Origin of the sequence: Streptomyces sp. NPDC052225, from assembly GCF_040679615.1 — a bacterium.
Classification (GTDB): Bacteria; Actinomycetota; Actinomycetes; order Streptomycetales; family Streptomycetaceae; genus Streptomyces.
The window spans coordinates 55,924-68,157 of sequence record NZ_JBFAVD010000034.1 but is presented as its reverse complement, the minus strand read 5'-3'; the positions used below and the strand labels follow the sequence as shown (position 1 = coordinate 68,157).

At 70.1% G+C, this 12,234-nt stretch carries 12 protein-coding genes and 1 riboswitch; of the genes, 9 read left to right on the top strand and 3 right to left on the bottom strand.

What is annotated here, in order from left to right; translation table 11 throughout:
• Positions 1-133: 133 nt before the first annotated feature.
• From AB0L37_RS33925 to AB0L37_RS33915, 3 genes are all read right to left on the bottom strand, one after another.
• Positions 134-868 carry an SDR family oxidoreductase gene (locus tag AB0L37_RS33925; protein ID WP_365514389.1) on the bottom strand — a complete coding sequence of 245 codons (735 nt, stop codon included), beginning with the start codon at positions 866-868 and terminating at the stop codon, positions 134-136.
• Between the two features lie 116 nt (positions 869-984).
• Positions 985-1,884, bottom strand: a complete 900-nt coding sequence (locus tag AB0L37_RS33920; RefSeq protein WP_365514386.1) for an RNA polymerase sigma-70 factor — start codon at positions 1,882-1,884, stop codon at positions 985-987.
• A gap of 30 nt (positions 1,885-1,914) precedes the next feature.
• The gene (locus AB0L37_RS33915) at positions 1,915-4,245 is read right to left on the bottom strand and encodes a chitinase C-terminal domain-containing protein (RefSeq protein WP_365514383.1); all 2,331 of its coding nucleotides are present in this window, start codon (positions 4,243-4,245) and stop codon (positions 1,915-1,917) included.
• Positions 4,246-4,470: 225 nt separating this feature from the next.
• Positions 4,471-4,601: riboswitch (FMN riboswitch) on the top strand.
• A 162-nt stretch (positions 4,602-4,763) separates the two neighbouring features.
• On the opposite strand from AB0L37_RS33915, the gene AB0L37_RS33910 reads away from it, so the two are divergent.
• The 9 genes from AB0L37_RS33910 (at position 4,764) to AB0L37_RS33870 (ending at position 12,139) form a co-directional block, all read left to right on the top strand.
• A complete protein-coding gene (locus AB0L37_RS33910) occupies positions 4,764-5,366 on the top strand; it encodes a riboflavin synthase (protein WP_365514380.1) in 603 nt (200 codons plus the stop codon).
• Entirely contained in the window at positions 5,363-6,010 is a 648-nt protein-coding gene (locus AB0L37_RS33905) for a nicotinamide mononucleotide transporter family protein (protein ID WP_365514377.1), read from the top strand. The genes AB0L37_RS33910 and AB0L37_RS33905 overlap by 4 nt, the downstream gene beginning before the upstream one ends.
• Complete coding sequence (locus AB0L37_RS33900) at positions 6,007-7,287, top strand: bifunctional 3,4-dihydroxy-2-butanone-4-phosphate synthase/GTP cyclohydrolase II (protein WP_365514374.1); 1,281 nt, start codon at positions 6,007-6,009, stop codon at positions 7,285-7,287. The genes AB0L37_RS33905 and AB0L37_RS33900 overlap by 4 nt, the downstream gene beginning before the upstream one ends.
• A gap of 48 nt (positions 7,288-7,335) precedes the next feature.
• Positions 7,336-7,821, top strand: coding sequence for a 6,7-dimethyl-8-ribityllumazine synthase (gene ribH, locus AB0L37_RS33895; protein ID WP_365514372.1), 486 nt, complete (start codon positions 7,336-7,338; stop codon positions 7,819-7,821).
• A gap of 35 nt (positions 7,822-7,856) precedes the next feature.
• Complete coding sequence (locus AB0L37_RS33890; protein ID WP_018534786.1) at positions 7,857-8,129, top strand: phosphoribosyl-ATP diphosphatase; 273 nt, start codon at positions 7,857-7,859, stop codon at positions 8,127-8,129.
• A gap of 53 nt (positions 8,130-8,182) precedes the next feature.
• Entirely contained in the window at positions 8,183-9,031 is an 849-nt protein-coding gene (hisG, locus tag AB0L37_RS33885; protein WP_365514369.1) for an ATP phosphoribosyltransferase, read from the top strand.
• 11 nt (positions 9,032-9,042) lie between these two features.
• Entirely contained in the window at positions 9,043-9,486 is a 444-nt protein-coding gene (locus AB0L37_RS33880) for a PH domain-containing protein (RefSeq protein ID WP_365514366.1), read from the top strand.
• Between the two features lie 242 nt (positions 9,487-9,728).
• Positions 9,729-11,069, top strand: a complete 1,341-nt coding sequence (locus AB0L37_RS33875) for a hemolysin family protein (protein ID WP_365514363.1) — start codon at positions 9,729-9,731, stop codon at positions 11,067-11,069.
• Complete coding sequence (locus AB0L37_RS33870; protein ID WP_365514360.1) at positions 11,066-12,139, top strand: hemolysin family protein; 1,074 nt, start codon at positions 11,066-11,068, stop codon at positions 12,137-12,139. Before AB0L37_RS33875 ends, AB0L37_RS33870 begins: the two co-directional genes overlap by 4 nt.
• The last annotated feature ends 95 nt before the right edge of the window (positions 12,140-12,234 follow it).

Here is a 12,234-nt window from a genome sequence, read left to right as displayed (position 1 = left end):
CGCAGTCCCCCGCGCCCCTGAGATGCGGACGCTTCGCGTCGCATTTCCCCTGTAAAGGCTGCGCGCAGCGCATGCCTTCAGGGGCGCGGGGAACTGCGCGACCAGCCCCCACCGGACCCGTAGACGAAAACTCTCAGCCCCGAGCCAGATACTCCTCGAACGTCCCCTTCCCCACCGCCTGCTCAGGCGAGAGATGCCCCCCTGCCCGAAACGCCCGCATCGTCTTCCCGCCCAGCGGCACACCGACCACCGCCCGCCGCTTCCCGGTCGCCTTCAGATACGTACGGGCCAGATCCGCGAACGAACGGACCTCCGGGCCACCCATGTCGGCCACCCGCCCCGCCGGAGGCAGTTGTGCCAACTCGGCGAGCCGGTCCGCGACTTCGGCCACCTCGATGGGCTGGTCGTCGATGCCCGCAGGGAGCAGCAGCACCGGCAGCTTCGCCGCGGCGCCGAGGACCCTGGCCACCAGGTCGTGGAACTGCGTCGTGCGCAGCACCGTCCAGTCGAGCCCCGAGGACTCGACCAGCTTCTCCACGGCGAGCTTCGACTTGTAGTAGCCGAACGGCACGACGTCCACGCCGACGATCGAGATGTAGACGAGGTGCGCGACGTTCGCCCGGCGCGCGGCCGCGATCAGGTTCGCCGCCGCCTTCTCGTCGCCCCCGGTCTGCGTCGACGCGCAGTGCACGATCACGTCGACGTCCGCCACGGCCCGGTCGAGCGCGGGCCCGCCCTTGCGCAGGTCCACGGCGTACGGCTGCGCGCTCCTGCTGAGCACCCGCACCTCGTGGCCCGCGTCGCGCAGCCGCGCGGTGACGTGCCGGCCGAGCGTTCCGGTTCCACCGGTCACCAGGATCGTGGTCATCGCTGCATCAGCCCTTCGGGACAGGGCGTTCCCTGGTGGAACGCCGGTCGACAGCTGAGAACCGACCAGGCCACGAAAATGTGACAGGGATCCGGAAAACTTTTGCGGACGGCTGGTCAGGCGGCGGCCAGCTGCCGGCCCACGAACCGAAGTTTGTCCGGGTTGAGGACCGTCCGCCCGGCCACCACACGCCCGCCGCGCACCTCGAACGTGACGACCGCGAACAGCGCGTCCCCGGAGTGGACGACGAGACCGGGCTCCCCGTTGATCTCCGCGACCGAGAACACCGCCCCCTCCAGATAGCGCTCGGCGATCCCCGCCAGGAAGCGCAGCACCTTCTCGCGGCCCGTGACGGCCTTGCGGGCCGCGCTGACCTTGCCGCCGCCGTCGCCCCACCACTGGACGTCCGCCGCGAGGACCTTCTCCAGGCCGGCCACGTCACCCTCGCGGGCCGCCCCGACGAACGCCTCCACCAGCTCGCGCCGCACCCGCTCCGACGGCTCGTACCGCACCGTCGCCGTCTCCAGGCGGGCCACCGAACGCCGGTACAGCTGGCGGCAGTTGGCCTCGCCCAGGTCGAGCACCCCGGCGATCTCCCGGTACCCGTACGCGAACGCCTCGCGCAGTACGTACACCGCCCGCTCCGTCGGGGTGAGCCGCTCCAGGAGGACGAGCAGCGCCGACGAGACGGAGTCCCGCTGCTCGGCCGACTCCAGCGGGCCGAGCGTGCCGTCCGCGGTGAGGACCGGTTCGGGCAGCCAGGGGCCCGCGTACCGCTCTCGCTGTACGCGGGCCGAGGTGAGGCGGTTGAGGCAGAGGTTCGTGACGACCTTGGCGAGCCACGCGCCCACGTTCTCGACGGAGCCCGGTTCGGTCCCGGCGAACCGCAGATACGCGTCCTGCACCGTGTCCTGCGCCTCGTCGGCGGAGCCGAGCATGCGGTAGGCGAGCCCGAACATCCGCGGGCGGTGCCGCTCGAACTCGGCGGTGCGGTCGGAGGTCTGCGCGGTCGTCACGCCCTCAGCCTGCCAGAGGGGAGTGCGAGGTCAGCAGCCCCCCTGGTCCTGCCACACCCCCCACTCACCGGTCGTCCCGGGCTCCTCGCCCTTCGTCCACCACTTCGCCTTCCAGGAGTGGCCGCCGTGCGAGACGACGGTGCCGCTGCCGTACTCGGCGGTCGCGCTCCAGGCCGGGGCCGTGCACGCGCCGCCCGTCGGGTCCGGCGTAGGGGTGGGCGACGGTGACGGGGACGACGAGGACCCCGGCTCCACGACGCTCGTGCCCCGCGCCAGATCCCCGGCGAGCGCGTACGTCTTCCCGCCGAACGTCACCGTCCAGTTCGAGGGCGTCGACACCGGCAGGTAGTACACGAAGTCCACGGTCACGGACGCGCCCGGCGCCACCGACTGCCAGCTCGGCAGCTTCAGCGAGACCCGGTTGTAGTCGCCCTTGAGCCCGCCCACGTTGCTGCCGCTGTGGTCGCTGCGCACGATCGTCGTGCCGAACCCGGACTGGTCCTTGGCGTTGGCCGGCGCGGACGTCCCGTAGTCGAACCGGAACTCCGTGCCGCCCGGAAGGGTCGTCTTCGTGTTGTTGGTGATCTTCAGCTTGGGCGAGATCGGGTAGTTGGAGTCGCCGAGCGGGAACTCCCCGAAGTTCACGTCGACGTTCAGCGCCTCGGTCGGCAGATCGATCGTGGACCGCTTCGCGCCGTACGGGGTCGCGGACTTGAAGGCGTCGTACAGCTTCGTCGTCAGCGTGGACCCCGGCTCGTACTGGCCCTTCGTCGCGTTCCAGCCGTAGTCGCCGGCCAGCTCCCAGATCATCGCGCCGCCGATGCCCTTGTCCGCGACGTACGAGGCCTTGGCCGCGACCGACTGCTCGTCCTCGGTGGAGAGGAAGACCTTCTTCTCGGAGTTCCACAGCCAGGGCGCGACGAGCGTGGAGTCGTAATTGCGCTGGTACGTGCCCGTCAGCTTGGTGTCCGAGGGGAATCCGTACTTCGTAACGTAGTCACCGACGATCCCCTTCTCCAGGTTCTTCGCGTGCCACATCGGGTTCGAACCGGCCGGCGCCTCCTTGCCGTTGGTGTCGAGGTCGTGCCAGAGATTGTCGATCCCGACGGCGCCGTCACCGCATTTCGTCAGACCCGTGCCCGCAGGACAGTCGGTCGAGGCGGCCTTGCCCCACAGGCCGTTCGTGCCGCCCTGCACATTCTTGAATCCGCGCGTGTAATAAGGGAGTCCGACATTGATCCGGCCCGCCGGCATCGAACCCCGGAAATAGTGGTACGCCCAGTCGGTGTTCAGATAGCCGATGCCGCCGTACTGCGACGTGGAATAGACACTCGCGGCGGTGAGTTCGGCGTCCTTCCCGTCGTCGTACAGCGACGCGTTCGGACCGACGTACTCGTTCCAGGCGCCATGGAGGTCGTACGACATGATGTTGACGTAGTCCAGGTACTTCTGGACCTGGAACGTCTCCATGCCGCGCAGCAGATACCCGGACGACGGGGCCGCCACCGACAGCAGATAGTGCCTGCCGTCCGCCGCGCCCGCCCGGTCGAGCTTCTCGCGCAGCGACTTCATGAGCGCCGCGTAGCTCTTCACCAGGCCGGCCCGGCGGGCGTTCGACAGGGTCCAGTCGAGCGGATTGCCCGCGTCCTTCATCGTCGTGGGGTATTCGTAGTCGATGTCGACGCCGTTGAAGCCGTACTTCTTGATGAAGGCGACCGCGGAATCGGCGAACGTGTCGATGCCCGCCTGATTGACGCTGCCGTCCGCGTTCGTCGCCATCGAGTAGAAGCCGCCCGAGTCGACGCGCTTTCCGGCGTCGTCGAAATAGCCGCCCGTCTCGGCCCAACCACCCACCGAGATCATGGTCTTGACGTTCGGGTGCTGCTTCTTGAACTTGTTGAGAAGATTGAAATGGCCCTTGTACGGGAGGTCCGGGTCCATCTCCGCGCCCGCGACGCCCGGCCAGGTCATGCCCGTCGCGGCGTTCTTCTCGGAGTCCGTGCCCACCGAGATCTTGTTCGCCGAGTCGACGTGCGCGAAGGCGTAGTTGACGTGAGTGACCTTGTCCCACGGGATGTCGGAGGCGAGGTACGCGGGCGTCCCGTCCTTGCCGGTGCGCCAGCCCGTGAAGTAGCCGATGACGCGCCGCTGGTGGTCGGCGCCCATCTTCTCGCGGCCCTCGGTGTCGTAGACCGAGCAGTAGGGGACCGAGACGCCGGGCGTCTCGTAGAGGCCGTCGGGCCGACAAGTTTCCTGGTCGGCTGCCTGCGAGGACGTCGCGGGCAGCGAGGCGAGCAGCAGGCCGGCGACGGCGGCCGCCCCTGCGAGCAGGGCCGGTCTGGGGAGTCTGGGCAACGGCACGGCGGTTCCTCCCGGGGAGGGATCGGTGGGTTGCGAGGAACTTAAGAGGACTAGACCAGCACGTCAATAGGTCTGTACCAATCTCAACTACCCGGGTGCGGCGGGCGAGTTGGCGCCGTATTCCCGGCAGCGTCCGAAAACCACCGGGACGGCCTGTGAAACAGCCCACAGCATTCCCTTGCATGCACATGGACCGGACGTGGCACACTGGCCGTGTACCAGAAGCAGCGCACTCCGGGGTCGGTGAAAGTCCGAACCGGCGGTTAAAGTCCGCGACCCGGTCACGTCCAGTGACCGGTTGACCAGGTGAAATTCCTGGACCGACGGTTAAAGTCCGGATGGGAGGCAGTGCGCGGCGGGCGGGCACCACGTGTGCGCGTCGCCGTCTGTTTCGTCGTTCCCGCAAGGGAGCGGTGTCGAACGCGGCGTCGTCGCTCCCGGTGTCGTCGCCCGTACGTTCTGTCGTCGTCGCACGACAGTGCCCCGGAGTCTGTGCCCGTAGAGGGAGGACCCGGGAAGTGTTCACCGGAATCGTCGAAGAGCTGGGCGAGATCACGGCCGTCGAGAACCTCGACGACGCCTCGCGCTTCCGTGTCCGCGGCCCCGTCGTGACCGAGGGCGCCAAGCACGGCGACTCGATCGCGGTCAACGGCGTGTGTCTCACCGTCGTCGAGCACGACGCCGACACCTTCACCGCCGACGTCATGGCCGAGACCCTCAAGCGGTCCAGCCTCGGCGCCCTCGCAGCGGGCTCCCGCGTCAACCTCGAACGCCCGATGGTGGCCGACGGCCGCTTCGGCGGGCACATCGTGCAGGGGCACGTCGACGGCACCGGCACGATCATCCAGCGCCTCCCCTCCGAACACTGGGAGATCGTCAAGGTCTCGCTCCCCGCCGAGCTGTCCCGGTACGTCGTCGAGAAGGGCTCGATCACCGTCGACGGCGTGAGCCTGACCGTCGTCGAGGCGGGCGCCGACTACTTCACCATCAGCCTCATCCCCACCACCCTCGCGCTGACCACGCTCGGCCTCAAGCAGCCCGGCGACCCGGTCAACCTCGAGGTCGATGTCATCGCGAAGTACGTCGAGCGCATGCTCGGTACCCAGGAGGCCGGCAAGTGAACTGGCTCAACACCGAAGCGTTCACCGTCTTCGACCAGCACATCCTCTGGTCGGACATGATCGGCAACACCATCGGCCTGATCGCCCTCGCGCTCGGCTGGCGCCGCTCCATATGGACCTGGCCCGCCCAGCTGATCTCGGGCGCCATCCTGCTCACCGCGTTCGCGACCGCCCACCTCTCGGGCAGCGCCGGCAAGCAGCTCGTCGTCATCGTCGTCGCCCTGTACGGCTGGTGGCAGTGGAACCGCGGCAAGGGGCAGGCGCAGGACGGTTCCATCGCCGTCCGGTTCGCCACCTGGCGCGAGCGCGGCGTCCTCGTCGGCGCCGCGGCGCTCGGCACCCTCGCCGTCGGCGGCCTGTTCACCGTGTTCCCGACGCTGTCCTGGGACCCGTGGCCGGACGCGTACATCTTCGTCGGCACCGTCGTCGCGATGTACGCCCAGGCCCGCGGCATGGTCGAGTTCTGGTTCGCGTGGCTGCTCGTCGACCTCGTCGGCGTCCCCCTGAACTTCGCCAACGGCTTCGCCTTCTCCGGCTTCGTCTACGTCATCTACGGCGCGCTCGTCCTGTGGGGCATGCGCGACTGGTGGCTGCGGTCGCGCGCCGCGGCCCCCGCCCCTGCGCTCGAAGGAGCCCACGCATGAGCACGGCACCTGTTCTGTACGAGGTCACCGACCTGTCCCTCGACCCGGTCGAGCAGGCCATCCGCGACATCGCGGCCGGCCGGCCCGTCGTGGTCGTCGACGACGAGGACCGGGAGAACGAGGGCGACCTCGTCATCGCCGCCGAGAAGGCGACCCCCGAGATCATCGCCTTCATGATGAGCGAGTGCCGCGGCCTGATCTGCGCCCCCATGGAGGCGGACGAGCTGGAGCGCCTCGACCTGCCGCAGATGGTCGACCACAACACCGAGTCGATGAAGACCGCCTTCACCGTCTCCGTCGACGCGTCCGGCGCCCACGGCGTCACCACCGGCATCTCCGCCGCCGACCGCGCCACCACCCTCCAGCTCCTCGCCTCCGGCGCCGCCGAGCCGGGCGACTTCGTCCGCCCCGGCCACGTCTTCCCGCTGCGCGCCCGCTCCGGCGGCGTCCTCGTGCGCAACGGCCACACCGAGGCCGCCGTCGACCTCGCCCGTCTCGCGGGCCTGCGCCCGGCCGGCGCCATCGTGGAGATCGCCGGCGAGGACGGCGTCATGCTGCGCCTGCCCGAGCTGGTCCCGTTCGCCCGCAAGCACGGCCTGACGATCATCTCCATCGAGGACCTCATCGCCTACCGCAAGAGCGCCGAGCCCACCGTCAAGCGCGAGGCGACCGTCCAACTGCCCACCGCCTTCGGCGAGTTCACGGCGTACGGCTACCGCTCCACGGTCGACGGCGTCGAGCACGTCGCCCTCGTGCACGGCGAGATCGGTGACGGGCAGGACGTCCTCGCCCGCATCCACTCCGAGTGCCTCACCGGCGACGTCTTCCACTCGCTGCGCTGCGACTGCGGCCCCCAGCTGGAGGAGTCCATGCGCCGCATCGTCGAGGAGGGCCGCGGCGTCGTCGTCTACCTGCGCGGACACGAGGGCCGCGGCATCGGCCTCCTGTCCAAGCTGCGCGCGTACGAACTCCAGGAGCGGGGCCGCGACACCCTCGACGCCAACCTGGAGCTCGGCCTGCCCGCCGACGCCCGCGACTACGCCGCCGGCGCCCAGATCCTCGCCGACCTCGGCGTGCACGCCCTGCGCCTGCTGACCAACAACCCCGACAAGGTCGACGCCCTCACCCGGCACGGCCTCGACGTCACCGCCCGCGAGCCGATGCCGGTCACCGCGGGCGAGCACAACCTCCGCTACCTGCGCACCAAGCGGGACCGGATGGGCCACGACCTGCCCTGGCTGGACGCCCCCAAGACGTCCGCCTGCAGCAACCAGTAACCGACCGATCGACCGTCGAACCATTTACGTACGTACGAGGAGAAGCGCGTGAGCGGCAAGGGTGCACCCGAACTGAGCGTCAAGAACTGCGGCGACCTGCGCGTGGCCGTCATTGCCGCCCAGTGGCACGAGAAGGTCATGAACGGCCTGGTCGACGGCGCCCTGCGCGCCCTGAACGAGCTGGGCATCAGCGAGCCCACCGTGCTGCGTGTCCCCGGCAGCTTCGAGCTGCCGGTCGTCGCCAAGGTCCTCGCGGGCCGCGGCTACGACGCGATCGTCGCGCTCGGCGTGGTCATCCGCGGCGGCACCCCGCACTTCGAGTACGTGTGCCAGGGCGTGACCAACGGCCTCACCCAGGTCTCCGTCGACACCGGCGTCCCGATCGGCTTCGGCGTGCTGACCTGCGACACCGAGGAGCAGGCGCTCGACCGCGCGGGCATCGAGGGCTCGAACGAGGACAAGGGCCACGAAGCGGTCACCGCGGCCGTCGCCACCGCGACCACGCTGCGTACCGTCTCCGAGCCCTGGCGTTAAGGGGCACGGGAGAGCCGCGTAAAGTAGACGCCACCATGTCCAATAAGACGTTCGAGGAGCTCTTCACCGAGCTCCAGCAGAAGGCCGCCACCGGCGACCCCGCCACTTCCCGCACCGCAGAGCTGGTCGGCAAGGGCGTCCATGCCATCGGCAAGAAGGTCGTCGAGGAGGCCGCCGAAGTCTGGATGGCCGCCGAGTACGAGGGCAAGGAAGCCGCCGCCGAGGAGATCTCGCAGCTGCTGTACCACGTCCAGGTGATGATGGTCGCCCGCGGCATCTCCCTCGACGACGTGTACGCCCACCTCTGAGCCGTACCGCCCGTTCCGTCCAACTCCCTCATCTCGCAAAGGAATCCGACCTCATGCTGCGCATCGCCGTCCCCAACAAGGGTTCACTGTCCGGACCTGCGTCGGCGATGCTCCATGAGGCCGGGTACCGGCAGCGCAAGGAGTCCAAGGAACTCGTCACGGTCGACCCGGACAACGAGGTGGAGTTCTTCTACCTCCGCCCCAAGGACATCGCGATCTACGTGTCCTCCGGCAAGCTCGACATCGGCATCACCGGCCAGGACCTCCTGATCGACTCCGGCGCCCACGCCGAGACGATCCTGCCGCTCGGCTTCGCCCGCTCCACCTTCCGCTTCGCGTCGCGTCCCGGGGCCGTCAAGGACCTCGCCGACCTCGCGGGCAGGACGATCGCCACGTCGTACGAGGGCATCGTCGGCAAGTACCTCGCCGAGCGCGGCGTCGACGCCGACGTCGTGCACCTCGACGGCGCGGTCGAGACCGCCATCGAGCTCGGCGTCGCCGAGGCCATCGCGGACGTCGTCGAGACCGGCACCTCGCTGCGCAACGCGGGCCTGGAGGTCTTCGGCGAGCCGATCATGAAGTCCGAGGCGTGCGTCGTCCGCCGCAAGGGCTCCTCCGAAGACGACCCGAAGGTGCAGCAGTTCCTGCGCCGCCTCCAGGGCGTCCTCGTCGCCCGTACGTACGTGATGATGGACTACGACTGCCGCGCCGAGCACCTGGAGCGGGCGGTCGCCCTGACCCCGGGCCTGGAGTCGCCGACGGTCTCCCCGCTGCACAACGAGGGCTGGGTCGCGGTGCGTGCCATGGTCCCGGCCAAGGACGCGCAGCGGATCATGGACGACCTGTACGCGCTCGGCGCCCGGGCCATCCTGACCACGGCCATCCACGCCTGCCGCCTCTGAGGACGCCGGTCATGTCTGACACCCCCACTCTTCCCGTCACCTTCCGGCCCGGACCGACGCGCCTCGTCCTGCACGCGCTCGGCGCCGCCAGCTTCGTGACGATCACCGTGATCGCGCTGATCCTGGACGGCATGAACCCGGGGGAGCGCATCAGCTTCGTCTTCACGGCGGCGCTGTTCTGGGGCGTGCTCGGCCTGCTCGCCCGCCCCAAGATCGTCGCCGACGACCAGGGCGTCACGGTCGTCAACGTGGCGCGCAGCCGCCGTCTGACCTGGGCGGAGATCGTCCAGGTCAACCTGCGCCCCGGCGACCCCTGGGTCTTCCTCAACCTCACGGACGGCACCAGCATGGCGGCGATGGGCATCCAGCCCGGTATCGCCAGGCAGAGCGCCGTCCGCGACGCGAAGGCCCTCCGCGCCCTGACCGAGGCGGCCCATACGGGGCTTCAGCGCTGACACAAGTTCAGGGCTGACTCGGGGGCGCAGCCCCTGACGTCATCCACCCACTCTTGATTAATCTGGTGTCGGGGCGTGCGCCAAGTGCCGCCCCGCCCCTGACGCGCCCGGACCGGCGGCCAGGGGCTCCTGCTAACCGAGGAGTGACTCCCTCCAGCGATGGACGGATCGTCCGGTAGTACCTGCGCCGCCCCCTCCCGACATAGCGCGCCCCTCGCGCGTACGTCCCCGGAGGCGGCGGCATGACCATCCCGTTGCTGCTCCTTGCGGCTGCCTTCCTCCTGATCCTCGCCAACGGCTTCTTCGTGGCGGCCGAGTTCGGCCTCGTCACGGTCGAGCGGCCCGAGGCCGAGCGGGCCGCGGCCGCGGGCGACAAGCGCGCCCGCACCGTGGTGAACAGCCTGAAGGAACTCTCCTTCCAGCTCTCCGGCACCCAGCTCGGCATCACCATCACCTCCCTGGTCGTCGGCATGCTCGCCGAACCGGCCCTCGCCCAGCTGCTGCGCGGCCCGTTCACCGCCATCGGCATCCCCGCGGGCGCCGTCGGCGGCGTCTCCGTCGTCGTCGGCATGCTGCTGGCCTCCGCCGTGCAGATGGTGATCGGCGAACTCGTGCCGAAGAACTGGGCGGTGTCGAAGCCGCTCCAGGTCGCCCGTTTCGTGGCCGGACCGCAGTCGGTCTTCGCCCGCCTCTTCCGCCCGGTCATCGCCCTGCTCAACGCGGTCGCGAACCGGCTCGTGCGCGCGCTCGGCGTCGAGCCCGCCGACGAGCTGGCCTCGGCCCGCACCCCCGGCGAACTGGTCTCGCTGGCCCGCCACTCGGCGCAGGCCGGCGCCCTGGAACAGGACACGGCCGACCTCTTCGTGCGCACCCTGTCCCTCGGCGGACTCACCGCGCAGCACGTGATGACGCCGCGCGTGAAGGTCAGCGCGCTCCAGGCGTCCGCCACCGCCGAGGACGTCGTCAACCTGACCCGCGCCACCGGCCTGTCCCGCTTCCCCGTCTACCGGGAGCGGATCGACGAGGTCATCGGCATGGTCCACCTCAAGGACGCCCTCGCGATGCGCGCGCACGAGCGCCTGCGCACCCCGGTCGGCCGGATCGCGCAGCCCCCGCTGCTCGTGCCCGAGACCCTCCCCGTACAGCCGCTCCTGGCCCGGCTGCGCAGCGAGCAGCCCATCGCCGTCGTCGTCGACGAGTACGGCGGCACGGCCGGGGTCGTCACCCTGGAGGACATCGTGGAGGAGCTGGTCGGCGAGGTCCGTGACGAGCACGACGGGCTCGACCAGCCCGAACTCGCCGTCGCGCCGCCCGAGGACGGCCGCCCCGCGTGGGACGCCGACGGCAGCTGCCGCGTCGACATCCTGCGCCGCATAGGCCTCGACGTCCCCGAGGGCCCGTACGAGACGGTCGCCGGCCTCGTCGCCGACCTGCTCGGCCGCATCCCCGCCCCCGGCGACAAGGCCGAACTCCCCGGCTGGCGGCTCGCCGTCCGCCAGGTCGACCACTACCGCGCCGAGCGCGTCCGCATAGTACGTACGTCGGACACGGCACACGCCGCGGTCCTGGAGGCGGCCCGATGAGCGCCCTGCAACTCCTGTTCGCCGCACTGCTCGTCCTGGCCAACGGCTTCTTCGTCGGGGCCGAGTTCGCCCTCGTCTCGGTGCGCCGCAGCCAGATCGAACCCCTCGACACCAAGCGGGCCCGCCAGGTCCTGTACGGGCTCGAACACCTGCCCCAGATGATGGCGGCGGCCCAGTTCGGCATCACCATCTGCTCGTTGACGCTCGGCGCGGTCGCCGAGCCCACGGTGGCGCACCTCCTGGAACCCGTCTTCGAGGCGTGCCACGTGCCGCACGGCATGATCCATCCCCTGGGCTACGCGATCGCGCTCATGGCCGTGGTCTTCCTGCACCTCGTCATCGGCGAGATGGTCCCGAAGAACCTGGCGATGGCGGCGCCCGAGAAGACGGCGCTGTGGTTCAGCCCCGGCCTGGTCGCCTTCGCCCGGCTGTGCAAGCCGGTCACGTTCGCGCTCGGCGCCTGCGCCCGGCTCGTCCTGAAGCTCTTCAGGGTCGAGCCGAAGGACGAGGTCGAGGCGGTCTTCACCAGCGAGCAGCTCAACCAGCTGGTGGAGGACTCCGGTCAGGCCGGTCTGCTCGGCCCCGAGGAGCAGGAGCGCCTGGAGGACGCCCTGGAGCTGGGCTCGCGCCCGGTGACGGACGTCCTGCTGACCAAGGCGTCCCTGGTGACGGTGGGCGCCTCGGTCACCCCGGCCGAGGTCATCGGCCTCACCGGGCGTACGGGTTTCTCGCGCTTCCCGATCTGCTCCGACAGCGGTGCGTTCATGGGCTACCTCCACGTCAAGGACGTCCTCGACCTGATCGACGGCCCCGAGACGGACCGCGCGGTCCCGCCGCACCTCTGGCGTCCCATGACGACGCTGCGCGCGGAACTCCCGCTGGACGACGCGCTCACGGTGATGCGCCGCGCGGCCACCCACCTGGCCCAGGTGGCGGACCCCACCGGCCGCGTCCTCGGCCTGGTCGCCCTGGAGGACGTCCTGGAACTCCTGGTGGGCGAGGTACGAGACCCGGCCCACCGAGCCGCCCAGGTCCCGGTGGCCCGCATACGGGAAGGCGCGGTGGCCTGAGCGAGGTCGCCCCGTAAGGGGCGCGGGGAACTGCGCGACCAGCCACAACCAAAGCTGAACTCGCGAGAAAACCCGCGCCCCCACGGCGAAAGGGC